Origin of the sequence: Pseudomonas syringae group sp. 243L2, assembly GCF_032587875.1 — a bacterium.
Lineage (GTDB): Bacteria > Pseudomonadota > Gammaproteobacteria > Pseudomonadales > Pseudomonadaceae > Aquipseudomonas > Aquipseudomonas amygdali.
Genome location: NZ_JAWHPL010000040.1, coordinates 22,489 through 45,966 on the forward strand (window position 1 = coordinate 22,489; position 23,478 = coordinate 45,966).

The window sequence follows — 23,478 nt, forward strand, 5'->3', positions numbered from 1 at the left end:
GCACGGCTGGATGAAAACCGATAAGATCGCTGCAACCTGTCAGGAAAACTCACAGATTATGAGCCGCGACCTTCCTCCCCTCAACGCCCTGCGTGCCTTCGAAAGCACCGCCCGACTTGGCAGTGTCAGTCAGGCGGCCGAACAGCTGAACGTGACGCATGGTGCTGTCAGTCGCCAATTAAAAGTGCTTGAAGAACACTTGGGTGTAAGCCTGTTCAGCAAGGACGGACGAGGCTTGAAACTCACAGATGCAGGCATTCGGTTACGCGATGTGAGTGGCGAAGCATTCGATCGATTGCGCGGCGTATGTGTCGAACTGAGCAAGGGCAGCGCAGACGCGCCATTCGTGTTGGGATGTTCCGGCAGCCTGCTGGCGCGCTGGTTCATACCGCGTTTGAGCCGTCTTAATGCCGAGTTGCCAGACCTGCGCCTGCACCTGTCGGCAGGTGAAGGCGACCTTGATCCGCGCCGGCCCGGCCTGGATGCATTGCTGGTATTCGCCGAGCCGCCGTGGCCTGCAGACATGCAGGTTTTCGAACTGGCGAGCGAACGAATAGGGCCGGTCTTGAGCCCACGCTTCGCGCGATTCGAAAGTCTGCGCGATGCACCCGCCGCAGCACTGCTCAAAGAATCACTGTTGCAAACCACCTCACGTCCGCAAGCCTGGCCAAGCTGGGCGCAGCACAACGGCATCGATCCGCGATCATTACGTTACGGGCAGGGTTTCGAGCATTTGTATTATTTGCTGGAGGCGGCTGTGGCGGGCCTGGGCATTGCGATTGCGCCGGAGCCTTTGGTCATCGATGACCTTAAAGCCGGTCGCCTGGCTGCGCCATGGGGCTTCAGCGAAACCCCGGCGCAGCTGGCGCTTTGGGTACCCAGACGTGCGGCCGATGGACGGGCGCGCCAGCTTGCTCAGTGGTTGAAAAATGAGCTGAAGCGGTCTGAGGACCCGATCAGAATCTGATCAGTTACCGCGCTTGAACAGCATGTAGGCAGTGATCAGGCCAATGGCACCTACCGCAACACCAGCGGTGGTCCAAGGGTGCTCCTGAGCATAGTCACGAGTTGCCAGTGCATTTTCGCGGGTTTTCTCTTTAACGTCTTCGTAGACATCGCTGAGCAGGCTGCGCGAATGGCTCAGTGCGCTTTCAGCATTGGCTTTCAGATTTTTCAGTGTCTTGCGCGACTCGTCGGTAGCGTCGGCTTTCAGGCCCTCGAGGGACTTCAGGAGGCTCTCGATCTCAGCTTCCATACTCTGCAACGAGGCTTTGCGAAGTGACGTAGTAGCCATGGTGTTTCTCCTGCAATGATGAGTGGGCGTGTTGTTTCCGACTCCGGGCTTTTTGGAAAGTGCGATGGGATTTTTGCAAAGCGCTGAACTTTTGCGCGCGTTCTCCTGACAGAAGCAGGGAGCGCGGTCTATATCGCGTCTTTTCCAGACCTTCAGGAGAACTGCCATGACCGATCATCACACGTACAAAAAAGTTGAAATCGTAGGCTCTTCCACTACCACTATCGAAGACGCCATCAACAACGCCCTGGCCGAAGCCAGCAAAAGCCTCGACCTGATGGAATGGTTTGAGGTGACCGAAACCCGCGGCCATATCGAAAACGGCAAAGTCGCGCATTTCCAGGTCACCTTGAAAGTCGGCTTCCGCATTACCAATAGCTGATGCCCTTCTGAACCTTTCGGCTGGCCGATTGCCATAACCTGCGCTACACACACACTGATATGACCACACGGTTGATGTGTGGGCGTGGGGGTTTTCAATGGGCGCCTGTTCCGATGGCGTCTTCATTTGGCCGGACGAGAGGGATTACCCATGAAGAAGTTTTTGTTGGCTGTAGGCTTGCTGAGCATTGCAGGTACTGCCCTCGCGGCAGGCAAGCCATGTGAAGAGTTGAAAAGTGAAATCGACGCCAGACTCCAGGCGAAGGGCGTAACGTCCTACACGCTGGAAGTGGTCGAGAAAGGCAGCGCGTCCGACAAGCAAGTCGTCGGCACCTGCGAAGGCGGCACCAAGGAAGTCGTTTACCAGCGCGGTTGATTGCCAGCCGGGCCTGACTCAGGTCGGTTCGCCCGGCTAATCCCGTTTGCAGGTTTCACGAACAGCATCGCCCCGGACTGTCATCCAGTCCGGGGCGATGCTGTTTTTGAAGCCCGCGTTGTGACCCGAAAGGTTGCTATCAGCCTTGTGCGACCTGCGCCAGAATCTCGTAGGACCGCAGCCTGTCCTCGTGCTCATACATGTCGCACGTGAAGATCAGTTCATCGGCATCGGTCTGTTCAAGCAGCACATCCAGTTTGGCGCGGATCTTGTCCGGGCCGCCAACCATCGCCAGCCCCAGGAAGCTCGCCACCGCTTCACGTTCATGCGGCAGCCACAGGCCGTCCATGGATTCGACCGGTGGGCGCTGCATCAGACTGTGCCCGCGCATCAGCGCGAGGATGCGCTGGTAAACAGATGTCGCGAGGTATTCGGCGTGCTCGTCGGTGTCTGCCGCGGACAGCGGAACGCCGAGCATCACGTAGGGTTTGTCGAGCACGGCCGATGGCTGGAAGTGATTGCGGTACACGCGAATCGCCTCATGCATGTAACGCGGCGCAAAATGCGACGCGAAGGCATACGGCAAACCGCGCATGCCTGCCAGTTGAGCACTGAACAGGCTTGAGCCCAGTAGCCAGATCGGCACGTTGGTGTCTGAGCCAGGAACAGCGATCACTTTTTGATCAGGCGTACGCGGCCCCAGATATTCCATCAGCTCGGTGACGTCATCCGGAAAATCTTCGGCGCTGCCGGAGCGTTCGCGGCGCAAGGCGCGAGCGGTCATCTGATCGGAACCCGGCGCGCGACCCAGCCCCAGATCAATCCGACCGGGATACAGGCTGGCCAGCGTGCCGAACTGCTCGGCAACCACCAGTGGTGCATGGTTGGGCAGCATGATCCCGCCAGCCCCGACACGAATGGTCGACGTGCCGCCTGCCAGGTAGGCGAGCAGCACCGAGGTCGCTGAACTGGCGATGCCGTCCATGTTGTGGTGCTCGGCCACCCAGAAGCGGTTGTAACCCAGCTTTTCAACATGCTGGGCAAGGTTGAGCGAGTTGCGCAGGGAATCGGCGGGCCCTTTGTCGTGGCGCACCGGCACCAGATCAAGGGTGGAAATTTTTACATCTGCCAGACGTTTCATAGGCCGGGGTAGCTCCTCGAATTGTGATGGGCTGGCTGCTGGAGCTGCCCACGATGAAACAGCAGTGCGGGCGCAAGTCTGGCTTTTCAATGGCAGGCGGATAAAAACCTACTTAAACGCTTGGTCTTTCCGACGGTTGAACTTTCCAGAGCCGTCTATCCTCAGAACCTTGTAACAGCATTGATCCAAATTCATCCCAAGAAGGAGCCACCATGAGCATCGTCAAGAAAGCATCCGCCCACTGGGAAGGTGATCTGAAAAACGGTATCGGCAGCATTTCCACGGAAACCGGCGTGTTGAAAGAAGCGCCTTACGGCTTCAAGGCTCGTTTTGAAGGCGGTAAAGGCACCAACCCTGAAGAATTGATCGGCGCGGCCCACGCAGGCTGCTTCTCGATGGCATTGTCCATGATTCTGGGCGGTGCAGGCCTGACTGCTGAGAGCATCGACACTCAGGCTGACGTGACGCTTAACCAGATTGAAGGCGGTTTTGAAATCAGCGCTGTGCATTTGACCCTAAAGGCCAAAGTGCCAGGCGCAACGCAGGAGAAGTTCGACGAACTGACCAAGCAAGCCAAAGAAGGCTGCCCGGTTTCCAAGGTGCTGAACGCCAAGATCACTCTGGATGCTACGTTGTTGAGCTGATCCACAGCGAGCTTTGCGGGAGCGCCTTGTGCGCTCCTTCATCTCCTGTATAAAGCTGGCTTGCTTCATCGGTCATGCGTTCATTGGCGCATGGTTTGATTTTGATCAGGAGTCGAGCATGAAACGTTTTATTCTGGCAGTAACCTGCACCCTGCTGGCAACCAGCGCCCTGGCGGCGCCGAAATCCTGTGAAGAACTCAAGGATGAAATCGAAGCCAAGATCCAGGCCAACAACGTCACGTCCTACACGCTGGAAATTGTTGGCAACGAAGAGGCTTCCGATCCCAGCATGATCGTCGGCAGCTGCGACAACGGTACGAAAAAAATCATCTACCAGCTCAACGGTCGCTGATCAGATGCAGTGCACCCCGCCCTCTTCTTCCTCCTCGGCCACCACCTTGCGCTCTGCATCGTAAAGCCAGGCGTCGACACTGTTCGCCAGTGAGCGTACCTCCAGCACATAACGCTGCCCGGCAGCGAAGTGGTCGTAACGAACACTGACGTAACACGTGATCTCGGTGTACTCGTCGCCGATCATCCCCATGCCGCCCGACCGGTACTCATAGTCATAACGCACCTGTAACTCATGGCTGCCCGGCGTCACCTGAAAATAGCGCCCGTCGTAGGTGTTCTCGCCATCCAGCTTGTCGCCCATGATCAACTGGCCGGTGATGGTGCGCATGTCGACCCACGCCATGTCCGGGCTGACCGCAGGCAAGGGACCTGCACATCCGGAGAGAGCTGTCAGGGCTAATGCGGTTATCGGGGCTGTGATGCGCATTTTGGCGGTTCCGGGATGTGTGAGTTTATGTATGGCGGCAGGCCTGCCCTGCCATAAGCGTGACAGGCATCTTAAGATACTTCGACTGAAAATTAGCGTTCGCGAGCAAGCTCGCACACAAAGATGGCATTTCAAAGTGCGTGTGAATCAGCTTCATGCGTTGGCACCTTTGCGTCCAGCTATATAAGCCCGCTTGAATAGTCAGTCGCGAATTTTGATTTCTACAGTCAATTGATAGAATAATTTTATTGAGGTCTTATAAAATTTTCTTGATTCCTGGTTGTCGATTGTGCATTTTTATTAAGTGCCTTGTGACCTCAAAGCATGTGTCAAGGAATAGACAGCTTTTGTTGATGGCAGAAACTGTCTCAATCAAAAAAACATTAGGGATGTGAAAAATGTGGAGTAAACGGGGTGAAAAAAGCGAGTCGCTAGTTACCAATCTGGCGGGAACTTTGAATGATCAGCCATGGAATGACTATTCTTTCGGCTTGGGAATCAATGCCGAAAGCGGTGCGTTTGCTGTACAAGCAGTTAGCCCCATTACACCAGAACCTGGTAGGGCCAAAAACACAGTTCAGAAGTACGAAGTGATTGCGACCGCTGACGACTATAGCCGACTTTTCAAAGCGGAAGCTCAGGGCGAATACAATGTAGGTGCTGCCAGTGCATCGGCATCCGCGTCATATTTGTCCAATGTCACGTACTCTGAAACCTCGTTGACGATATTGGCTTTCTATGACGTGACGGACGCGGATTATGCCTCGCTGAGTCCAGCGCCAGCCTTCACCCCTCAGGCCAGTGAGTTGGCAAGCTCGAACCCGGCTGGCTTTCGGGACACGTATGGCGATTACTTCGTTGCCACCGCGAAATTCGGCTCGCGCTTCGTGGCTACTTATACGTGCAGCACAACGACGACTACTGAACTGCAGACTTTCAAAGCAGCCGTTGCCGGTAAGAAAGACATATTAAGCGCGTCCGGGGCTGCGGAATTCGAGTCGCTGGCAAGCTCAAGCGATGTCCATGTGAAGGTGGCGGTCACCATGAACGGGACGTCAGGAAAAGCGCCTCCTGTCGGGGCTGACGCTAACAGCATTCCCACTCTATTGACGTGGTTTACAGAAAACCTGCAGCCTGTTCCGCGTCGTGCCAGGCTGATTCATTATTCCCAGATCGATAACCGCATTCCCAATACGTTACCGCTAAACCCCGATAACTTTGCCAAGGTCAAGACCATCGCGTTTCAGTTGCAGGAACTGGAGTCACTCACGTCGGCCATTCCGGGCTATTACTCCACCCAGCCCTACAGCCTCACCCCGCCCGTTCAAGGCATCAATACTGTAGCGGACACGCAGCAATACTTAACGAATCAGTACAGCGCACGTATCGGAACGTTGCTTTACGAGCCTGACGCGGCAAGTCAGTTAAGTCAGCAAGTCTCTGAGCTGACCAGAAGCCTTCAACCTTCGCTCGCGTTGTTCTCTTTCTATCAGAGCCTGACGCTCTCACCGCCGAATGAGTTAGCGAGCGGTGTCTATTCGACGTCGGCCGGGATCAAATCCACCGAACTTACCAATGTTTCAATTCAGGAGGACAGTCAGCATTACAGCGCTGACTGGACAATCGGCCACCAAAGCCACACCTTCTCGTTCCCGTTCGACCCGTCTGAAGGGGGGGCTATTATTACCGGCTGGTACATTCAAAACGGCTGGAACAGTGAAACCAACGGCGACTGGAAGTCCAACGGTGCGATGATTGGGAAAACATCAGGGTCCTTCTACGTTGAAAGCAACTATGATCGAGGCTGCAACTGGAGTCTCCACGTTTATTACCTGCCCCGGTCCACATTCCCGTGGCTGGCGAGAACAACGTCCTGATCCGACCATTCACGGATAGCACTCCCCTAACCTGGCAGCCCGGGCGCACTCTCCTGGTGAGCGTGCACCCGGGCTGACGTACTTTCTTCAGGCTTTGCTGTGCCCTCCGGTTCCAGCGTTCGCCGTAAGCGCTTCATAAACCACACGTGCGACGCACGGCTATCGGCGCAAGGTTCGATTTTGTCGAATCACTTTTTAATCGGCGAATCTCGACAGTTGCACATCTCCCTGCCCGTCCGGCATAACATCACCCTGTCCAAATCACCAAAGCCCTCCCGCTCATGTCCACGCTGACCGCCCCACGCCTTTGCCGCGTCCTTTCACTGATGGCCGTTACGCTGTTCGCCGGCTGCTCCAGCGTTTCCTATTACGGCCAGTTGGCTCAAGGACAGTGGCAATTGCTGCAGGCTCGCGAACCGGTGGCGAAGATAGTCGCTGACCCGAAGCGGGATGCCGGGTTGCGTGAGCGTCTGGCCCGGTCGCAGTTGGCGCGGACGTTTGCCAGTGAACATTTGCATCTGCCGGATAACCAGAGCTATCGCCTGTATGCGGATCTGGGGCGGCCTTATGTGGTGTGGAATGTGTTCGCGACGGATGAGTTTTCGCTGGAGCCTGTTACGCATTGTTTTCCGATTGCCGGCTGTGTCGCGTATCGCGGTTATTACAGCCCTGGCGGGGCGCGTGGTGAGGCGGCGTTGCAGAGGCAGGCGGGCAAGGATGTGTATTTGAGCGGTGTGGAGGCCTATTCGACACTGGGCTGGTTCAATGACCCGATTCTCAGTTCGATGATGGGCTGGGGAGATGAGCGTTTGGCGACGCTGATTTTTCATGAGTTGGCGCATCAGCGGTTTTATGTGAAAGACGACACCGAGTTCAACGAGTCCTACGCCAGCTTCGTCGAACAGGAAGGTACGCGGCAGTGGCGTGCGGCGCGGGGTTTGCCGCCGGAGAGTGTTTCGCAGTCCGCACGGCGTGACCAGTTTATCCGGTTGGTGCTCGACACTCGGGAGCGGCTCAAGGCGTTGTATCGTCAGCCGTTGTCGGCTGAGGTGATGCGCGCGCGCAAGGCTGAAGAGTTCGAGCGGTTGCGCAGTGACTACCGCAAGTTACGCGATGAACAATGGGCAGGCGACAAGCGTTTTGATGCCTGGATCAACAGCCCGATGAACAACGCCAAGCTGCTGCCATTTGGTCTTTATGATCAGTGGGTGCCAGCGTTTGCAGCGTTGTTCAGGCAGGTGAATGGCGATTGGGTGGCGTTTTTCAATGCCGTGGAAAAGCTGGGAGGGCTGCCGGTCGAGGCGCGCAAGGCGGCGTTGCAGCGGTTGATGCCCTGAGTGCGATTATTGTTACTACGCTGCGCGTGGTAATGCCTTTCTGGACGCTCTGCGTCCGGTCTCGAGTGAGCGGCGCTGTGCAGATTTGTGACGCAGAGCGTCACGGGATGCATTCCTACGCTGGAGCGCAGGAACGATAGTCAGGCCTTATCAAACCCCTCAGCCAGATGCTGATCCTTGAGCTTCACGTAGTTAGTGGCGCTGTACGGAAAAAAGGCGATTTCCTTGTCGGTTAATGCACGTACCTGTTTGACCGGGCGACCAACGTACAGAAAGCCGCTTTCCAGCACTTTGCCCGGTGGCACCAGGCTGCCTGCGCCGATGATGACCTCGTCTTCGACAACCGCGCCGTCCATGATCGTCGTGCCCATGCCGACCAGGATGCGGTTGCCGATTGTGCAGCCATGCAGCATGGCCTTGTGGCCGATGGTCACTTCGTCGCCGATCAGCAGCGGGAAACCGTCCGGGTTGAAGGGGCCTGCGTGGGTGATGTGCAGCACGCTGCCGTCCTGCACACTGGTGCGGGCACCGATGCGGATGCGGTGCATGTCGCCGCGTATCACCGTCAGCGGCCAGACGGAGCTGTCGGCTCCGATTTCAACATCGCCGATAACCACCGCTGAATGGTCGACAAAGGCCCGTTCGGCGAGGGCTGGGGAGTGGTCCTGAAACTTGCGAATGGCCACGATAGGCTCCTTCTTTGGCAGTGATAGGCGTGCAGAGCGGGTTTGGTTGCTGCGGTCGGCGTCGATTGTAATTAAGATGGCTGGGTGTTTCTTCCAGCCAAGGTGCAAAACCGTGAGCGCGAACAACCCTCTTCTGCAATCGTACGACCTGCCACCCTTTTCGGCGATTCGTGCCGAACATGTCAAACCTGCTGTTGAAAAAATCCTGGCGGACAACCGTGCCGCGATTGCCGACATCCTCGCTAAACAGGGGTCGACACCGACCTGGGCCGGGCTGGTCCTGACGATGGACGAATTGAATGACCGCCTGGGCGCTGCCTGGAGCCCGGTCAGCCACCTGAACGCCGTGTGCAACAGCGCTGAGCTGCGCGAAGCGTATGAGTCGTGCCTGCCGGCGTTGAGCGCCTACTCCACCGAGATGGGCCAGAATCGCGCACTGTTTCAGGCCTATGAAGCGCTGGCCAACGGTCCTGAAGCCGCCACCTTCGACGTCGGTCAGAAGACCATTCTGGAGCAATCGCTGCGCGATTTCCGCCTGTCCGGCATCGATCTGCCGCCTGAACAGCAGAAGCGTTACGCTGAAGTGCAGAGCAAACTGTCGGAGCTGGGCAGCCAGTTTTCCAACCAGTTGCTCGATGCCACTCAGGCCTGGACCAAGCTGGTCGCCGATGAGTCCGCCCTCGCCGGCCTGACCGATTCTGCCAAACAGCAGATGGCTGCCGCCGCCAAGGCCAAGGATCTGGAAGGCTACCTGATCACGCTGGAATTTCCGAGCTACTACGCGGTGATGACCTACGCCGAAGACCGCGCACTGCGTGAAGAAGTCTATGCGGCTTACTGCACTCGCGCGTCGGATCAAGGCCCGAATGCGGGCAAGAACGACAATACCCCTGTCATGGAGCAGATCCTCGACCTGCGTCAGGAACTGGCGCAACTGCTTGGCTATGCGAACTTTGCCGAGCTGAGCCTGGCAACCAAGATGGCCGAGTCCAGCGATCAGGTGCTGAGTTTCCTGCGTGACCTGGCCAAGCGCAGCAAGCCGTTCGCGGCCCAGGACCTGGAGCAGCTCAAGGCCTACGCCGCCGAACAGGGTTGCCCGGATCTGCAAAGCTGGGACAGCGGTTTCTACGGCGAGAAGCTGCGCGAACAGCGCTACAGCGTTTCCCAGGAAATCCTGCGTGCCTACTTCCCCATCGATAAAGTGCTCGGCGGTCTGTTCGCTATCGTCCAGCGTCTGTACGGCATCGAGATTGCCGAGCAAAAAGGCTTCGACACCTGGCACCCGGATGTTCGTCTGTTCGAGATCAAGGAAAACGGCCAGCACGTCGGGCGTTTCTTCTTCGACCTGTATGCGCGCGCCAACAAGCGTGGCGGTGCCTGGATGGACGGCGCTCGTGATCGCCGTCGCACGGCTGAAGGTACTCTGCAAAGCCCGGTGGCCAATCTGGTGTGCAACTTCACGCCTGCGGTCGCGGGCAAGCCTGCGCTGCTGACCCACGATGAAGTCACCACGTTGTTCCACGAATTCGGTCATGGCCTGCATCATCTGCTGACCCGCATCGATCATGCCGGCGTATCCGGTATCAACGGCGTGGCCTGGGACGCCGTCGAGTTGCCGAGCCAGTTCATGGAAAACTGGTGCTGGGAGCCCGAAGGCCTGGCGCTGATCTCCGGTCATTACGAAACCGGCGAGCCATTGCCGCAGGACCTGCTGGAGAAAATGCTCGCCGCCAAGAACTTCCAGTCCGGCCTGATGATGGTGCGTCAGCTGGAGTTCTCGCTGTTCGACTTTGAATTGCACGCCACCCACGGCGACGGCCGCAGCGTGCTGGAGGTGTTGGAAGGCATTCGTGACGAGGTTTCGGTGATGCGTCCGCCTGCCTATAACCGTTTCCCAAACAGCTTCGCGCACATCTTCGCAGGCGGTTACGCAGCCGGTTATTACAGCTACAAGTGGGCCGAAGTGCTGTCTGCCGATGCGTTCTCGAAATTCGAGGAAGACGGTGTGCTCAACGCCGAAACCGGTCGCGCCTTCCGCGAAGCCATTCTGGCCCGTGGCGGTTCACAGGCACCGATGGTGCTGTTCGTCGACTTCCGCGGACGCGAGCCGTCGATTGACGCACTCTTGCGTCACAGTGGCTTGAGTGAGGATGCGGCAGCATGACCGATACACCGGTAATCATTACCAAGAAACGCTTCATCGCCGGGGCTGTTTGCCCGGCGTGCAGCGAGCCTGACAAGCTCATGATGTGGAGCGAAAACGACGTGCCGCACCGCGAATGCGTGGGTTGCGGCTACAGCGATACGCTCAACGAACAAGGTATTTCGATACCGAAGGAGCTGGGTACGCGGGTCAACAAGGTGGTGGTCAAACCGGCAGACCCGAAGGTGCAGGGTGTGCAGTTTTTTCCGAATCCGAAGTTGAAGAAGCCGGTGGATTTGGGTTGATTGATCCATCGCTAAAAAGGGGCGTATAAAACGCCCCTTTGCGCAAGATAGAGGCTGAGGGTCTTCGCACGCACGGCTTTACTGGCTGGAAATTTTCAGTTTTACAAATGCGTTGACCAGACCCAGAACAAGTTCATTATCTGCCTGGCCAACACCTGCTACTCCGTCGACATCAGCACCGCTTTTAACGGTGTCGTAGGGCTTGCCTAATTCTGGTGTAGTAGCATAAGCCGTATGGGATAGTTCACCTTTTTGAGTAACTAAAATCTTGAGCCCAGGAAGCGTGTAGTCGGTGCCTACCGACTTATCAAGGTTCCAGAACTCCACCAAAACCTCAGGAACTCCATCACTTTCAAAATCGTCACTAGAAATTCTGATTTCATAATTAGCCATGTTCTCAATCCTCTTTTATTGATTGAGATGCCAGCACTGCGGACCTTTCCGGCACCTGTAAAAATTAAGGTTTTGCGCCAAGCCTAAGCCGGGCCTTACCAATCCGCCAGCTCAGCGACCTTCTTCCTGAACGCCAACGCCAGAACATGGAGCACTTCCTCATCCCTGCCCAGTTGGCCTCCTATTATTTCGTATCGTCCATGAGGATAAAGTTTTATCAGGGCATGTTCTTGAAGTTCATTATCCTCATAAAACTCAATGGCTATTACAGGATGGTTATGTCGCTTGGTATCTTCAGCCCACAACCGAATCTCGTACTTGACCATCACCCACCTCGTTTTCAGGTAAATGCGCCAGTACCCGCTAGCCGAGTTGGCGTTTCGCTACACTAGGCCTGACGAGAAAGTACGTCTACTGGCAGAAGTAACAGGTGGTTGTTTGTACAGGGAGGAACGTATCTAACGGCGGGCGGTAATAATGCTTATTAGTCTATTGCGGACACGCGGCAGGCGCCACGTGTCCGTCCATATATTGAAGTCTCAGCTTTCTGTCTGCAGCCTGCGTTTCTCTGCCAGACGGCTTCTGCCGTACAGCACCGCAATGGCGATCAGGGCAATGGCCTGTGCGCTCAGCGAGTACAGGTCGGCGTGGATACCCAGCCAGTCGAACTCGAAGAACGGCACGGGCCTGGTACCGAATATGCCCGCTTCCTGTAGCGCCTTGACGCCGTGACCGGCAAACACCACTGACAGCGCGCACAGCAGCGCAGCGTTGATACCGAAGAACAGCGACAGCGGCAGCTTCGCCGAACCGCGCAGGATGACCCATGCCAGGCCCACGAGCAGCACCAGCGCCGTGGCACCACCCGCCAGCACGGCATCGTGCCCGGCGGGTCCTGCCTGCAACCACAGGGTTTCATAGAACAGGATGACTTCGAACAGCTCGCGATACACCGAGAAGAACGCCAGCACCGCGAAGCCGAAACGACCACCGCCGCCGACCAGACTGCTTTTGACATAGTCCTGCCATGCGGCGGCATGACGACGGTCGTGCATCCACACACCAAGCCAGAGCACCATTACGCTGGCAAACAGCGCGGTGGCACCTTCCAGCAATTCACGCTGTGCGCCGCTGACGTCGATGACATAGGCCGCCAGTGCCCAGGTACCCAGCCCTGCCAGCAGCGCCAGACCCCAGCCGATGTTGACGCTGCGCACCGCAGACTGCTGGCCGGTATTGCGCAGAAACGCCAGAATCGCCGCCAGCACCAGAATCGCTTCCAGCCCTTCACGCAGCAGAATCAACAAGCCCGAGACGTAGCTCAGCGACAGACTCAGACCATCGCTGCCCAACAGCCCCGCCGATTCCTTGAGCTTGCCTTTGGCCGCTTCCAGCTTTTGGGCAACCTGCGCCAGCGGCAGGCTATCCTGCAAGGACTGTCGGTAAGCCATCAGGCTTTTTTCAGTGTCCTTGCGCACATTGGCGTCTACGTTATCCAGCGAGCTTTCGACCAGTTCGAAACCTTCCAGATACGCCGCGACCGACAAATCATAGGCCTGCTCGCGATCACCGGCCTTGTAGGCAGCCAGGCTTTTGTCCAGCGTTACACTGGTGTAATCCAGCAGTTGCGCCGGGCCGCGCTGCACCTGTGGCGGCTGCGCGCGCTGGACACGAAAGGTTGCGCTGGCATCCGGCCCCTCGGCTGTCTGAACTTCGGCAGGTGTCTGACGAGCCAGGTCGGCGATGTTGAAGGTCTTGGCTGGGTTGGCAACCGGTTGCGCACTGAAGCTGGCGATATAGGTCGCGATGTCCCAGCGCTGGCGATCGTCCAGCTGGTCGGCGAACGCGGGCATATCGGTGCCGGCAATGCCTAGCCCGGTCGCGTTGTAGAGGTCGTAGAGACTCAGGCGATCCAGCCGCGCAGTATCCCGCAGGTTCGAGGGTGGCGGTTCCAGGCCGATACCTGCCGGTCCATCCCCTGCACCGCTGTCGCCATGGCACACCGAGCAATGCTGGGCGTACAAAGGCGCGCCACGGGCGGGGTCCGGCGTAATGGCCGGGGCCTGACTGACCTCGTAGGCAAGCGCGAGCTTCGCACTCAACTGCCGCGCCTGACGAGTGACCTGCGCAGCGTCCTGTCGACTTGCCACAGCGCTTTTCAGCTGGTTTACCGCCTGCTCCAGAGCATCACGCTCGGCGCGTTGCGGCAAGGCAACGACGAGGCCCTGCAACGCAGTCAGGCTATCGACCTGCTGCTGATACTTGACGGTGTCCACAACCTTGCCGTCCGCCACGGTCGCCGGGTAATCGGCCCCCAGGTAATCCAGCAGATGCAGCGCCTGGGCGGCACCCTCGACCGGGTCGGCCAGCGCAATGCAGCTGCCCAGCGCCAGAAGCGGCAACAGTAACCAGGCAAGAAAACGAGAACGGACGGGCATTGCAGAATCTCGACGGGAATGCGAAGCGTTGCATTGTTAACGCCGCAACGGCACTACTCAATAGTCGAGGTCTATTTTTGTTACAGAATCTTACGTTCGGCCTTCAATCGCCCTGAACAGAACGTATGTCTGTTCAGGGCTCGAGACCGACACGTTTCAGGCCGTACCGCGATGCAACGTCGCGAGGAAACCTGCCGCGCCTACGAACAGGCTGGCGAAGGTGCGGTTCATGCGACGTTGCTGGCGAGGCGTCTTGAGCAGGCGCAGCACCTTGGATGCCAGCCCGGTGTAGCCCGCCATCACGATCAGATCGACCACCACCATGGTCGCTGCGATGATCGCGTACTGGATGAGCAGCGGAGCGGCCGGGTCGATGAACTGTGGCAGGATCGCCAGAATGAAGATCAGTGCCTTGGGGTTGCTGATATTCACCAGAAAGCCGCGAAAGACCAGCGTCATCGGTTTGCCCACCGGGCGCACGGCAGATTCATCGGCCAAGTCGGCTGGCAAAGCGCGCCATTGCTTGATGCCGAGATAGACCAGATACGCGACGCCGAACCACTTGATCAGCGTGAACGCCATATCCGAGGCCGCCAGCACTGCGCCAAGACCTGCCGCGACAATGGCGATCTGTGCCACCAACGCGATCTGCAAGCCCAAGGCATTCCAGTAGCCCCGCCAGAAACCGTATTGCAGGCCGCAGGACATGGAGGCGATAGCGCCTGCGCCAGGGGAAAGGCTGATAATCCAGCAGGCCGCAAAGAAGCCCAACCACGTTTCAAGCGCCATCACGCACCTCAAGCAAAGTCGAATGCCCGATAAATTAGTGGTTAACGCTTTGGAAGGCTAACTATTTTTAATCCTGCTCGTCAGGCTGCTTCGCAACCACCATCTGTGGAAACAGATCACTGCCACGCCAGCGCCGGACCGACTTCTGGAAAAACTGGCTATTGGGCACCTGAACCAGCGCGCCACCGGCTTCCGGGGTCTCGATCAGGGTGGTGAACATCAGATTGATAGCGACCACGCGACCTTTTACCCCGGGCTTGTCCAGCGTATCGACCAGCTCGACCATGTCGCCGATGCGGAACGGGCCGATGGTGAAGATCAAAATGGCGCAGAGCAGGTTCGACAGCACGCTCCACATGGCGAAGAACGCCACCGCCGCGACGGCTACAAAGCCGGACAGTGCCGTCCACAGCACCGTGGCCGAAACTCCGAGGCGGCCGAGGACGAGAACAAACGCGCTGCCCATGATCAACCAGCGCAGGCCGCCACGCACCGGCACCAGCAGCTCTGGCGGCAATGGATAGCGCTCGCCCAGACCGGTCAGAAAACCGCCCACGATGCGTTGCAATACGTAACCGGCCAACAGGATCAGCAGAATCTGCGCACCCACCAGCAGCGGTTCAAGCCAGTACGCGGATACCGGCAGGCCCAACATGTCCATCACTTCCCCCGCCTCTCTCACGACAATGCTTCCAGCTCGGCCTGCATGGACTCCAGCAGTTCCAGCGCCTGCATCCAGGCGTCTTCCAGCTCGGACTCACGCACTTTCAGCTTGGCCTGCTCGGCCAGCAGGTCGCGCAGTTTGTCCTTGTTGGCCGCCTCGTAGTTGGTGCTGTCCGCCAGCGCTTCCTCGACCTTGGCGAGTTTTTCATTCACCAGCCCAAGGTCACGCTCCAGCTTGTCGGCTTCACGCTTGTGTGGCGCCAGTTGCTGACGCAAGGCCGCTGCCTGCTGACGTTGGGCTTTCTTGTCAGTCTTGTCGGCGTTGACTGGCGTGGTGCTGACCGGCGCGTTGCGCAGGCGGTAATCGGCCAGCCAGCGCGTGTAGTCATCCAGATCGCCGTCGAACTCCTGTACGCGGCCGTCAGCCACCAGCAGGAAGTCATCGGTGGTGCTCTTGAGCAAGTGCCGATCGTGAGACACCACCAGTACCGCGCCACCGAACTCCTGCAAGGCCATGGTCAGCGCCAGACGCATCTCCAGGTCGAGGTGGTTGGTCGGTTCATCGAGCAGCAACAGGTTAGGCTTTTCCCAGGCAATCAGCGCCAGCGCCAGACGCGCTTTCTCGCCACCGGAGAAATTCAGCACGGGCTCATCCAGACGTGCGCCACGGAAATCGAAGCCGCCGAGGAAGTCGCGCAGCGTCTGTTCACGCTCGGTCGGTGCCAGGCGCTGCAAGTGCAGCAACGGGGTCGCCTTGGCGTCCAGTGAGTCAAGCTGATGCTGGGCGAAGTAGCCGACGGTGAGGTTTTCGCCACGCACCAGCCGACCGCTTTGCGGCTCGAGCTCGCCGGCGAGGTTTTTGATCAGCGTCGACTTGCCTGCGCCGTTCGGACCCAGAAGGCCGATGCGTGCACCGGGCGTGAGTTGCAGCTTGACCTTCTCGAGGATGGTCTTGTCGCCGTAACCCAGACGCGCGTCTGACAGATCCAGCAACGGGCTGGAGATCTTGTCGGACTCACGGAAAACGAAGTTGAACGGCGAATCGACGTGCGCGGCGGACAGCTCTTCCATGCGCTCCAGTGCTTTGATCCGGCTCTGGGCCTGACGGGCCTTGGTGGCCTGGGCCTTGAAGCGCGCGATGTATTTTTCCATGTGCGCGCGTTGCGCCTGCTGCTTCTCGTAGGCCTGTTGCTGCTGGGCCAGACGTTCGGCACGAGCGCGCTCGAAAGCGCTGTAGCCGCCACGGTAAAGCGTGATCTTGCGTTGCTCGACATGGGCGATGTGATCGACCACAGCGTCCAGAAAATCCCGGTCGTGGGAAATCAGCAGCAAGGTGCCGGGGTAGCTTTTGAGCCAGTCTTCAAGCCAGAGAATGGCGTCCAGGTCCAAGTGGTTGGTCGGTTCGTCGAGCAGCAACAGGTCCGATGGGCACATCAGCGCTTGCGCGAGGTTCAGGCGCATACGCCAGCCGCCGGAGAAACTGCCGACCTGACGTTCCATCTGTTCGTTGGTGAAGCCCAACCCTGCCAGCAGCTTGCGTGCCCGCGCATCTGCGGTGTAACCGTCGGCGCTGTCGAGCTCCGAATGCAGACGCGCCTGAGCAGCGCCGTCCTGCGCGGCTTCCGCCTCGGCCAGCAGACGCTGCACCTCGCGCAGGCGCTCGTCGCCGTCGAGTACGTAGTCCACGCCCAGGCGCTCAAGGGTGTCGACCTCCTGACGCATATGCGCGATACGCCAGTCGGCGGGCAGCAGGCAGTCACCGGCATCGGGCGTCAGCTCGCCACGCAGCAAGGCGAACAGGCTGGATTTACCGGCGCCATTGGCACCGATCAGGCCGGCTTTATGGCCGGCGTGCAGGGTCAGCTCGGCGTCTTCTAGCAGACGTTGCGGACCACGCTGTAAGGTAAGGCTTTGAAGTCGAATCATAATGGCGGCGGAGTCTACCAGCTTCGTCCTGAACAGGTGGATCACTATGCCTTCAGCGCTCTGGAGTTTCACCCTCGATTTCTACGCCCGTCCGGGTGTAGAGCAGGCTTGTCTGACGCTGCAAGCCAACGGGGCCAACGTGTGCATGGTGCTTTGCGGGGTCTGGCTCGGCACGCGCGAAGTGGCGTGCAATGCGCAGCGATTAACGCAAATAAGGCAATTGGCGACACCCTGGCACGATGAAGTGGTGCGTCCGCTGCGGGATTTGCGTAACCAATGGCGCAATGCAGCGCTTGAGGACGCGGTGCTGATGACGTTGCGAATGAAGGTCAAGGCGCTGGAGCTGGAGGCCGAACAGAGTCTGATGCTGAAGCTTGAGGCACTGGCTGGAGACTGGCCAGCGGGTGAGGCGAGAAGTGCAGAGGAATGGCTGATCGAGCTCGCTGACGGAGAGGCAGAAAAAAACCGCGATGCGCTGCAGGTGCTGCGCATCGCGGTTGGACATGCCGTCGACCAGACTTAGGAAGCGCTGGTTGGCGTTGCGCCGTTGGCAGGTGTTGCCGGTGCAGCAGATGGCGCGGCAGGTGCAGGCGTCGTCGGCTTGGCAGCGGCAGCAGGCGCTGGCGTAGCCGGTTTGGCGGCGGTCGGCTTCGCTGCTGGCTTGGCCGCAGGTTTTGCGACAGGCTTGGCTGCTGCTTTCACAGGTGCCTTGACTGGTGCTTTGGTCGCGGCCTTCGCGGGCGCTTTTACCGGGGCTTTGGCCGCTGGTTTAGCTACCGGAGTTTTTGCTGCTGCTGGTTTGGCAGCGCTGCTTGCCGTCGTTTTGGCGACAGGTGCCTTGGCCGCAGCCGCTTTGGCAGCCGGCCGGGTGGCGGCAGGTTTAGCCGTAACTGGCTTGGCGGCGGCTGTTTTTGCCGCGGCAGGCTTGGCTGCTGCCGCTGCCCGGGTGGCAGGTTTGGCGGCAGCTTTGACCGGGGCCTTGGTTGCCGCAGGTTTGGCTGCAGGCTTGGCGACCGACGAAGGCTTGGCAGCAGTTTTGGCGACTGGCTTGGCAGCGGCCGCTTTTACTGCGGTTTTTGCGGGTGCTTTTGCTGTAGCGGCAGTCGCTGCTTTGGTGGCGGCTTTAGGGGCAGCAGGCTTGGCATTGCGAGTGGTGAGGATCTTGCCGACCGCCTCTTTCACGCGACCGATACCCTGGGCCAGCTTCAGGCTCTCTTGGGCATCGCGCTTGAGGTGCAGAATGTAGGTGCGGGTTTCGGTCTGGCGATCCTTGAGAGCATCGAGCAACTCTTCCAGCTCGGAAACGGCGTCTTTGGCCTTGGCCTGTGCCTTGGATTTTCCGGCGGTGGCAGCGTCCTGCAGTTTGATGCGGGAGTTGTGCAGTTTTTCCTGCGCCTTGCCGCGTTGTTTCTCAAGCTTGGCGAGCAATTTCTCGGCATCAGCCAAGGCTTGGGAACAGGCGTCTTCCAGATGTTCAAGCAAGCTGCCCGATAATTGTTGAAGCAAATGCAACGGAGTATTTACTGGCTTCTTTTTGGCCGACATGACTTACCTCCTGGGTGACGAAATTGCGGCTCATACTAGGCTTCTGCGCGCATCGCCGCTAGCGCATCTTGACAGCATCCAGGGGGCGCTGTTGCATACTGCAAAAAATGATTGCCTGACACGATGCACAGGCATTGTGAAATTCACTTGGCAAGACTCGTCACTACACGCGCTGGCGCTGGCATAATCGCTGCCTTCCCAGGCCGGAGAGCATTAATGTCGCGCTACCTGTTAACGTCGTTGTTCCTCTTGCTACCCCTGGCTCAAGCTGCCGAAGCACCACCTGCGGCGGCCGATGATGGTCATGATCTCGCCTACAGCCTGGGTGCAAGCCTGGGTGAACGCTTGCATCAGGAAGTCCCTGACCTTGATCTCAAGGCACTTGTCGACGGTCTGAAACAGGCTTATCAGGGCAAGCCGCTGGCACTCAAGCAGGAGCGTATCGACCAGGTCCTGCGTGAGCATGACGCCGCAATCGCGCAGGCCGAGACCGCAGGCACAGACGCGCCTACCGAAGCAGCCCTGAAGGCAGAGCGCACGTTCATGGACAGCGAGAAGGCCAAGCCGGGTGTGAAGGTATTGGCGGACGGGATTCTCATGACCGAGCTGACACCTGGCACGGGGCCCAAACCTGATGCCAATGGCAGGGTTGAAGTGCGCTATGTGGGTCGTTTGCCGGACGGCACGATCTTCGATCAGAGCACCCAGCCGCAATGGTTCCGGCTCGACAGCGTGATCAGCGGCTGGACCAGCGCATTGCAGACGATGCCGACCGGCGCGAAATGGCGACTGGTGATTCCTTCGGATCAAGCCTACGGCGCTGAGGGTGCTGGCGACCTGATCGATCCGTTCACTCCGCTGGTATTTGAAATCGAGCTGATTGCCGTTTCACAGTAAGCGGATGTAAATCCGGAATCCAGAAACGCGAAAGGGTGCAAAAGCACCCTTGGCGGTTTGTAGCCTCTGCACGCGAGCGGTCACACCTGCGCGGCGATCTCTTCCTTGTGGGAGTTGTGCAGCACTTCAATCAGGCAGTCTTCCAGCTCGAAGCGCTCGTGCAGCAGTTGCCCCAGCTGGTTGAATTCCTTGGCCACCACCGTAGCGTCCGAGCAGTCGCCCTTGTCGCAACGATCATTGAACGTCAACGCAAACTTGGTAATGACGTCCAGGCGCGGGTAGATCGTGTCAGCCAGCTCGAGCCCACGCTCGTCGTTGAACGCACGGGCTTCATCACCCAGCTGTTCATAGACCTCAAAGTGGCCGGCCGAGACGTAATCGACAAGAACTCCACAGAAGTTCTGCAAGCCTTCACGGTCGGCTGCCAGAGCCTGGGGCGTGTCGCCCAGCGCATCGTAGGCTTCGACCAGTTCGAGGCGGCTTTGAAGCCAGCGATCAATCAGCTTATTGACTCCGCCCCAGCGTTCCTGAGCATTCTGACAACTTTCCAGCATGGTCTTCTCTCTTCCCTTCAGGGGCATGCAGTCCTGGGCCGGTCCTGGCGGTTAGCCTGTACCTGGCCTGATAGATGCGCCAGGACAGCATATTTCCAGTGACGCGTGCGGGCCAGATTATGCCCGCTCGACAAGGCCTTCAAGGTACGCAGGAGATAAAGTTCATACAAGCGTTTAATACCTGGCCCGATCTTTGGTCGCCAGCCAGTGGCTGAATTCGCTGAAAAGAGGATACAGGGGTAAGAGCGCAAGGCCGGTAAATGCCAGCAGACTCCACTCCGGCAGGCTTATACCGAACAGGGTCCAGGTGATTTCTGCGCAAAACATTGCATCGCTTCGCAGCCGGTCAATGCACATGTCCAGTGAGAGCAGGCTTAACAGATGCTCCAGTCTGGTAATGAAAGGTATCAATTGATCTGCCGAGGCGGTTTGCAGCCATACCTGAGCGCCTGCCGTAACAAGCCCTGTCAGCGCGATCAGCAGAAAGCCCAGGCTGTAGCGCCGCATGCCTGTCGGGCCGGGAGCGTGGCAGGCAGCGCACAATGCCAACACACCGCAGGCGATGATTGCCGCGCGTTGTATCAGGCAAAGGACGCAAGGGTCGAGGCCGAAGGTTTGCTGCAGATAAAAGGCGGTGCCAATGATTGATGCACAGGCCAGCGATGCCAGGAAAAACAGGAAGCGTGTGCGAGCCAGATACATGGCAAATCCGTAACAAAGGACGAGGCGATTACGGTAGAGGAAAGGGTACGGCGCATTCAAGGTGGCGGCGTGCGGATACGTCGCTGTTTACCTGGGAAAACAAACACACTACTGCGTGGTTCTTTTACACATCGGCGTAGGAAGATTCTCACGCACTATTTTCTGATGGTCTTCGAGACAGAATGGAGAGCCCTCGTACGGGGCTCTCCGGCAGCTTTATGCTTTGGTCAGCACAGGCACAGGGCGCGACAGAAAGCGTTCGTCGAGCAGGCCCAGGCCTTCCTGAAACAGCGTATTGCTGCGATCCGTCTCACCCAGCTGGGCCAGCAGACGAGCCAGCTCTGCGCAGGTCTCGGGATTGCGTTCCAGACGCAGGCTGCTCTCCAGATAATCCCGCGCCTTGCCCCACAATCGGCCTTGCAGGCAGATACGCCCCAGGCTCAGCAACAGGCTTGGATCGGCAGGATGATGCTTGAGCCAGCCTTCTGCCGTTTGCAGTTGCTTCAGCGGATCGCTGCCGCGCACCAAGCCATACAGACGCGCCAGATGGCTGTTGTATTCGCGCTTGAGGGCGCTACGCAGCACCTCTTCAGCCTGAGCTTCGGCGCCCAGACGACGCAATTGATCGGCATACGCCAGCACCAGTTGCGGCTCCTGACGCTGTGCGGAGCCGAGTCCTTGCCAGGCGCTTTCCAGCGAAGGCAACCCGGTGGGTGAGCCTTCGATACCATCGCGGTAGGCCGCCAGGGTCAGGTTCTCGCCCCAGGCGCGGCGCTCCAGCTCGGCAAGCTCCTTGGCTGGCAGGACCTTGTCCTTGCGCAGTTCCGGCATCAGACGGACAACATCGGACCAGTCGCCACGTTGCTGATAGAGCCGTTGCAACTGGCGAAGCACCTGAGGGTTATGTGGATGACGCTCTTTCATTGCCAGCAGCGTGGTGAGCGCACCTTCGGTGTCGCCACGATCCTGTTGCAGTTGAGCGTGATTCAGGGCAATTGCCAGCTCGGCTTGCGGCTGACGCTCCAGCGCACGCTCCAGCAAGGCATCGCAGTCTTCGTAACGCCCCTGCTCATTGGCCGCGCGGGCGGCGCCAATGTAGTAAAGCAATGGATGGGCATCGGCTTCGGCCGCCCGTTGCAGATGACGTTGTGCGCTGGCCCAGCGTCCTTCGGCAAGGTCCATCTGGCCATGCTCGATAGCCAGTTGCACACGGCGACGGCGGTTACGACGCGACCATGGGTTGACCACGCGGCCTGACGTCGTCAGCAGCGTGATGACCAGCCTGAGAAGGGCGATCACCAGCAGAACTGCGACCAGCAATGCCAGCGTTGCCCATAGACTCGATTCATAGCGGAAGTTCTGATAGGCGATCAGCACGTAGCCGGAATGCTCGGCGATGGCGACACCAATCAGCGCCGCAGCGGCGATAGCGATGAATAACAGCACATAAAAGCGCTTCATCGGCTGGTCCCCTGTTGCGCCTCGGCTGGCTGGCCCGCGGCATGACGGCGTTCAAGGTAGGCCTGCACCGAGCTCAGGCTCTGCGCAAGATCAGGGGTCTTGACCGACACAGGCTGATTGGCCAGCGCCTCAAGCCCTTGGGCGAGCACTTTGCTCTGTGGGTCGTCCTGATCGAAGTTGGCCTTCAAAACGCTCTGTGCTTCGGTGATGGCCTTGGTATAGACCTGCGGCTCGCCGTTGAGCGCCGCCCATTGCGCTTGCTCCAGCGCCAGGCTCAGGGCAAGGCGCACTTGGGAAAGGCTCTGGCCTGCCAATACCGGGCGTATATCCTTGTCGGCGTTGAAATCGATACGGAAGTAGTGGGAAATTTCGTCCCACCACTGCGTCCACCGGCTTTGTTCAGTCTTGTCGGCGGTCAGGCCCAGAAGAGACTCGCCCTTGTCTTCGTATTCAGGTGCCAGCTTATTGAGCTGCTCAGCCTGTTCGCGTAGGGCGGCCAGTTGCAGGAACAGTCCGGTGCGGTCTGGCTGCTCGACGCTGCGCAAGGCGGCAAGGCTCTTGGCCAGTTGCTCGCGGGCGGCAAAGGAGCCGGGATCGTCCTGCTCACGTAGAATTTCGTCGGCACCCTGAACCAGCGCCTGAGCACTGTTGATGTCCTGCAGCGCTGAAAGACGCAGGCTGGCCAGACGCAGCAAATGCTCGGCCTCGGCCAGGCGCCAGTCCTTGCGGCTCGCGCCCAGCACGGTTTCGAGTCGCTGGCTGAGACGCTGCTGATCGCCCTGCAATTGCGCGACCAGACGTCTGCTGTCTGCCAACTGATCGGCAGGCGGGAATTGCGCAAGGCGTGCGCTCAGCTGCTGATCATTCTGAGCCAGTACCAGCGTCTGCTCGGCGATGTCTTCAACCTGGCCGCGCTGCTGTTGGTGGCCGGCTTGCAGCATGCGCAATTGCCAGACTCCCCAGCCTGCGACCGCGACACCAGCGATACCGAGCAGCAAGGCCAGGAATACCAAGCCACTGCTGCGGCTGCCGGTGCGCTCGGCACGTACTGGGTCAGGCTTGGGTGCAGGCGTTTTCAACACCGATTCTTCGTCTTTAGGCAAGGCTGTTTCGCTCACGTATCCCATCCTTTGCATTTTGGCGTA

26 protein-coding genes are annotated in these 23,478 nt (G+C 58.8%); 11 read left to right on the plus strand and 15 right to left on the minus strand.

The window, feature by feature from the left end; translation table 11 throughout:
• Nucleotides 1-10: 10 nt before the first annotated feature.
• Complete coding sequence (locus RYB66_RS23150) at nt 11-967, plus strand: LysR family transcriptional regulator (protein WP_005732767.1); 957 nt, start codon at nt 11-13, stop codon at nt 965-967.
• Here RYB66_RS23150 and RYB66_RS23155 read toward each other — a convergent pair whose 3' ends face one another.
• On the minus strand, nt 968-1,294 hold the full coding sequence (locus RYB66_RS23155; protein WP_002551349.1) for a YqjD family protein: 327 nt from the start codon (nt 1,292-1,294) through the stop codon (nt 968-970).
• Between the two features lie 166 nt (nt 1,295-1,460).
• Here RYB66_RS23155 and RYB66_RS23160 point away from each other — a divergent pair, with 166 nt between their 5' ends.
• Nucleotides 1,461-1,676, plus strand: coding sequence for a dodecin (locus RYB66_RS23160; protein ID WP_002551350.1), 216 nt, complete (start codon nt 1,461-1,463; stop codon nt 1,674-1,676).
• 150 nt (nt 1,677-1,826) lie between these two features.
• Nucleotides 1,827-2,051, plus strand: coding sequence for a DUF1161 domain-containing protein (locus RYB66_RS23165; protein WP_002551351.1), 225 nt, complete (start codon nt 1,827-1,829; stop codon nt 2,049-2,051).
• A 139-nt stretch (nt 2,052-2,190) separates the two neighbouring features.
• Here the strand turns inward: RYB66_RS23165 and RYB66_RS23170 are convergent, their stop codons facing one another.
• Nucleotides 2,191-3,192 carry an LLM class flavin-dependent oxidoreductase gene (locus tag RYB66_RS23170; RefSeq protein ID WP_004660365.1) on the minus strand — a complete coding sequence of 334 codons (1,002 nt, stop codon included), beginning with the start codon at nt 3,190-3,192 and terminating at the stop codon, nt 2,191-2,193.
• A 212-nt stretch (nt 3,193-3,404) separates the two neighbouring features.
• On the opposite strand from RYB66_RS23170, the gene RYB66_RS23175 reads away from it, so the two are divergent.
• On the plus strand, nt 3,405-3,836 hold the full coding sequence (locus tag RYB66_RS23175) for an OsmC family protein (RefSeq protein ID WP_002551353.1): 432 nt from the start codon (nt 3,405-3,407) through the stop codon (nt 3,834-3,836).
• Between the two features lie 118 nt (nt 3,837-3,954).
• Nucleotides 3,955-4,188, plus strand: a complete 234-nt coding sequence (locus tag RYB66_RS23180; protein WP_029240811.1) for a DUF1161 domain-containing protein — start codon at nt 3,955-3,957, stop codon at nt 4,186-4,188.
• On the opposite strand, the gene RYB66_RS23185 is transcribed toward RYB66_RS23180, so the two are convergent.
• Complete coding sequence (locus RYB66_RS23185) at nt 4,189-4,554, minus strand: hypothetical protein (protein WP_161795788.1); 366 nt, start codon at nt 4,552-4,554, stop codon at nt 4,189-4,191.
• A gap of 461 nt (nt 4,555-5,015) precedes the next feature.
• On the opposite strand from RYB66_RS23185, the gene RYB66_RS23190 reads away from it, so the two are divergent.
• Nucleotides 5,016-6,494, plus strand: a complete 1,479-nt coding sequence (locus RYB66_RS23190; protein WP_060403460.1) for a hypothetical protein — start codon at nt 5,016-5,018, stop codon at nt 6,492-6,494.
• A 281-nt stretch (nt 6,495-6,775) separates the two neighbouring features.
• Nucleotides 6,776-7,831 carry an aminopeptidase gene (locus RYB66_RS23195; protein WP_005743925.1) on the plus strand — a complete coding sequence of 352 codons (1,056 nt, stop codon included), beginning with the start codon at nt 6,776-6,778 and terminating at the stop codon, nt 7,829-7,831.
• 140 nt (nt 7,832-7,971) lie between these two features.
• Here RYB66_RS23195 and RYB66_RS23200 read toward each other — a convergent pair whose 3' ends face one another.
• Nucleotides 7,972-8,517 carry a gamma carbonic anhydrase family protein gene (locus tag RYB66_RS23200; protein ID WP_005743924.1) on the minus strand — a complete coding sequence of 182 codons (546 nt, stop codon included), beginning with the start codon at nt 8,515-8,517 and terminating at the stop codon, nt 7,972-7,974.
• Nucleotides 8,518-8,593: 76 nt separating this feature from the next.
• On the opposite strand from RYB66_RS23200, the gene prlC reads away from it, so the two are divergent.
• Both prlC and RYB66_RS23210 read left to right on the plus strand, forming a co-directional pair.
• Entirely contained in the window at nt 8,594-10,681 is a 2,088-nt protein-coding gene (gene prlC / locus RYB66_RS23205; RefSeq protein WP_187126165.1) for an oligopeptidase A, read from the plus strand.
• Entirely contained in the window at nt 10,678-10,965 is a 288-nt protein-coding gene (locus tag RYB66_RS23210) for a YheV family putative zinc ribbon protein (RefSeq protein WP_005743922.1), read from the plus strand. Before prlC ends, RYB66_RS23210 begins: the two co-directional genes overlap by 4 nt.
• 78 nt (nt 10,966-11,043) lie before the next feature.
• On the opposite strand, the gene RYB66_RS23215 is transcribed toward RYB66_RS23210, so the two are convergent.
• From RYB66_RS23215 to abc-f, 6 genes are all read right to left on the minus strand, one after another.
• Nucleotides 11,044-11,358: a hypothetical protein gene (locus RYB66_RS23215; RefSeq protein WP_005743921.1), complete on the minus strand. Its 315-nt coding sequence runs from the start codon at nt 11,356-11,358 to the stop codon at nt 11,044-11,046.
• Nucleotides 11,359-11,453: 95 nt separating this feature from the next.
• On the minus strand, nt 11,454-11,684 hold the full coding sequence (locus RYB66_RS23220; RefSeq protein WP_005743920.1) for a hypothetical protein: 231 nt from the start codon (nt 11,682-11,684) through the stop codon (nt 11,454-11,456).
• A gap of 213 nt (nt 11,685-11,897) precedes the next feature.
• Nucleotides 11,898-13,796, minus strand: coding sequence for a cytochrome c/FTR1 family iron permease (locus RYB66_RS23225; protein ID WP_316895570.1), 1,899 nt, complete (start codon nt 13,794-13,796; stop codon nt 11,898-11,900).
• A 156-nt stretch (nt 13,797-13,952) separates the two neighbouring features.
• Entirely contained in the window at nt 13,953-14,585 is a 633-nt protein-coding gene (locus RYB66_RS23230; RefSeq protein ID WP_003432697.1) for a LysE family transporter, read from the minus strand.
• A gap of 67 nt (nt 14,586-14,652) precedes the next feature.
• Complete coding sequence (locus RYB66_RS23235) at nt 14,653-15,246, minus strand: mechanosensitive ion channel family protein (RefSeq protein WP_002551363.1); 594 nt, start codon at nt 15,244-15,246, stop codon at nt 14,653-14,655.
• Between the two features lie 17 nt (nt 15,247-15,263).
• Entirely contained in the window at nt 15,264-17,174 is a 1,911-nt protein-coding gene (gene abc-f, locus RYB66_RS23240) for a ribosomal protection-like ABC-F family protein (RefSeq protein ID WP_005743916.1), read from the minus strand.
• A gap of 46 nt (nt 17,175-17,220) precedes the next feature.
• On the opposite strand from abc-f, the gene RYB66_RS23245 reads away from it, so the two are divergent.
• Nucleotides 17,221-17,697 (plus strand): TIGR02444 family protein, encoded by a 477-nt coding sequence (locus tag RYB66_RS23245; RefSeq protein ID WP_316885015.1) that lies wholly within the window; start codon nt 17,221-17,223, stop codon nt 17,695-17,697.
• Here the strand turns inward: RYB66_RS23245 and RYB66_RS23250 are convergent.
• Nucleotides 17,694-18,719 (minus strand): AlgP family protein, encoded by a 1,026-nt coding sequence (locus RYB66_RS23250; protein WP_316885013.1) that lies wholly within the window; start codon nt 18,717-18,719, stop codon nt 17,694-17,696. The genes RYB66_RS23245 and RYB66_RS23250 overlap by 4 nt on opposite strands.
• 216 nt (nt 18,720-18,935) lie before the next feature.
• Here RYB66_RS23250 and RYB66_RS23255 point away from each other — a divergent pair, with 216 nt between their 5' ends.
• Nucleotides 18,936-19,616, plus strand: a complete 681-nt coding sequence (locus RYB66_RS23255; RefSeq protein WP_002551367.1) for an FKBP-type peptidyl-prolyl cis-trans isomerase — start codon at nt 18,936-18,938, stop codon at nt 19,614-19,616.
• Between the two features lie 80 nt (nt 19,617-19,696).
• On the opposite strand, the gene RYB66_RS23260 is transcribed toward RYB66_RS23255, so the two are convergent.
• From RYB66_RS23260 to RYB66_RS23275, 4 genes are all read right to left on the minus strand, one after another.
• Complete coding sequence (locus RYB66_RS23260) at nt 19,697-20,170, minus strand: Rsd/AlgQ family anti-sigma factor (RefSeq protein WP_002551368.1); 474 nt, start codon at nt 20,168-20,170, stop codon at nt 19,697-19,699.
• Between the two features lie 174 nt (nt 20,171-20,344).
• Nucleotides 20,345-20,872: a disulfide bond formation protein B gene (locus tag RYB66_RS23265; protein WP_005732781.1), complete on the minus strand. Its 528-nt coding sequence runs from the start codon at nt 20,870-20,872 to the stop codon at nt 20,345-20,347.
• A gap of 216 nt (nt 20,873-21,088) precedes the next feature.
• On the minus strand, nt 21,089-22,333 hold the full coding sequence (locus RYB66_RS23270) for a heme biosynthesis protein HemY (protein ID WP_004667181.1): 1,245 nt from the start codon (nt 22,331-22,333) through the stop codon (nt 21,089-21,091).
• Nucleotides 22,330-23,451 carry a uroporphyrinogen-III C-methyltransferase gene (locus RYB66_RS23275; protein WP_004662896.1) on the minus strand — a complete coding sequence of 374 codons (1,122 nt, stop codon included), beginning with the start codon at nt 23,449-23,451 and terminating at the stop codon, nt 22,330-22,332. The genes RYB66_RS23270 and RYB66_RS23275 overlap by 4 nt, the downstream gene beginning before the upstream one ends.
• Nucleotides 23,452-23,478: the final 27 nt, after the last annotated feature.

What these genes read in the sequence shown, in the direction of transcription:
- RYB66_RS23150 (WP_005732767.1), top strand. Translation starts at nt 11, where the DNA reads ATGAAAACCGATAAGATCGCTGCAACCTGTCAGGAAAACTCACAGATT.
- RYB66_RS23155 (WP_002551349.1), bottom strand. Translation starts at nt 1,294, where the DNA reads ATGGCTACTACGTCACTTCGCAAAGCCTCGTTGCAGAGTATGGAAGCT.
- RYB66_RS23160 (WP_002551350.1), top strand. Translation starts at nt 1,461, where the DNA reads ATGACCGATCATCACACGTACAAAAAAGTTGAAATCGTAGGCTCTTCC.
- RYB66_RS23165 (WP_002551351.1), top strand. Translation starts at nt 1,827, where the DNA reads ATGAAGAAGTTTTTGTTGGCTGTAGGCTTGCTGAGCATTGCAGGTACT.
- RYB66_RS23170 (WP_004660365.1), bottom strand. Translation starts at nt 3,192, where the DNA reads ATGAAACGTCTGGCAGATGTAAAAATTTCCACCCTTGATCTGGTGCCG.
- RYB66_RS23175 (WP_002551353.1), top strand. Translation starts at nt 3,405, where the DNA reads ATGAGCATCGTCAAGAAAGCATCCGCCCACTGGGAAGGTGATCTGAAA.
- RYB66_RS23180 (WP_029240811.1), top strand. Translation starts at nt 3,955, where the DNA reads ATGAAACGTTTTATTCTGGCAGTAACCTGCACCCTGCTGGCAACCAGC.
- RYB66_RS23190 (WP_060403460.1), top strand. Translation starts at nt 5,016, where the DNA reads ATGTGGAGTAAACGGGGTGAAAAAAGCGAGTCGCTAGTTACCAATCTG.
- RYB66_RS23195 (WP_005743925.1), top strand. Translation starts at nt 6,776, where the DNA reads ATGTCCACGCTGACCGCCCCACGCCTTTGCCGCGTCCTTTCACTGATG.
- prlC (WP_187126165.1), top strand. Translation starts at nt 8,594, where the DNA reads ATGGCTGGGTGTTTCTTCCAGCCAAGGTGCAAAACCGTGAGCGCGAAC.
- RYB66_RS23210 (WP_005743922.1), top strand. Translation starts at nt 10,678, where the DNA reads ATGACCGATACACCGGTAATCATTACCAAGAAACGCTTCATCGCCGGG.
- RYB66_RS23215 (WP_005743921.1), bottom strand. Translation starts at nt 11,358, where the DNA reads ATGGCTAATTATGAAATCAGAATTTCTAGTGACGATTTTGAAAGTGAT.
- RYB66_RS23220 (WP_005743920.1), bottom strand. Translation starts at nt 11,684, where the DNA reads ATGGTCAAGTACGAGATTCGGTTGTGGGCTGAAGATACCAAGCGACAT.
- RYB66_RS23225 (WP_316895570.1), bottom strand. Translation starts at nt 13,796, where the DNA reads ATGCCCGTCCGTTCTCGTTTTCTTGCCTGGTTACTGTTGCCGCTTCTG.
- RYB66_RS23230 (WP_003432697.1), bottom strand. Translation starts at nt 14,585, where the DNA reads ATGGCGCTTGAAACGTGGTTGGGCTTCTTTGCGGCCTGCTGGATTATC.
- RYB66_RS23235 (WP_002551363.1), bottom strand. Translation starts at nt 15,246, where the DNA reads ATGGACATGTTGGGCCTGCCGGTATCCGCGTACTGGCTTGAACCGCTG.
- abc-f (WP_005743916.1), bottom strand. Translation starts at nt 17,174, where the DNA reads ATGATTCGACTTCAAAGCCTTACCTTACAGCGTGGTCCGCAACGTCTG.
- RYB66_RS23245 (WP_316885015.1), top strand. Translation starts at nt 17,221, where the DNA reads ATGCCTTCAGCGCTCTGGAGTTTCACCCTCGATTTCTACGCCCGTCCG.
- RYB66_RS23250 (WP_316885013.1), bottom strand. Translation starts at nt 18,719, where the DNA reads ATGTCGGCCAAAAAGAAGCCAGTAAATACTCCGTTGCATTTGCTTCAA.
- RYB66_RS23255 (WP_002551367.1), top strand. Translation starts at nt 18,936, where the DNA reads ATGTCGCGCTACCTGTTAACGTCGTTGTTCCTCTTGCTACCCCTGGCT.
- RYB66_RS23260 (WP_002551368.1), bottom strand. Translation starts at nt 20,170, where the DNA reads ATGCTGGAAAGTTGTCAGAATGCTCAGGAACGCTGGGGCGGAGTCAAT.
- RYB66_RS23265 (WP_005732781.1), bottom strand. Translation starts at nt 20,872, where the DNA reads ATGTATCTGGCTCGCACACGCTTCCTGTTTTTCCTGGCATCGCTGGCC.
- RYB66_RS23270 (WP_004667181.1), bottom strand. Translation starts at nt 22,333, where the DNA reads ATGAAGCGCTTTTATGTGCTGTTATTCATCGCTATCGCCGCTGCGGCG.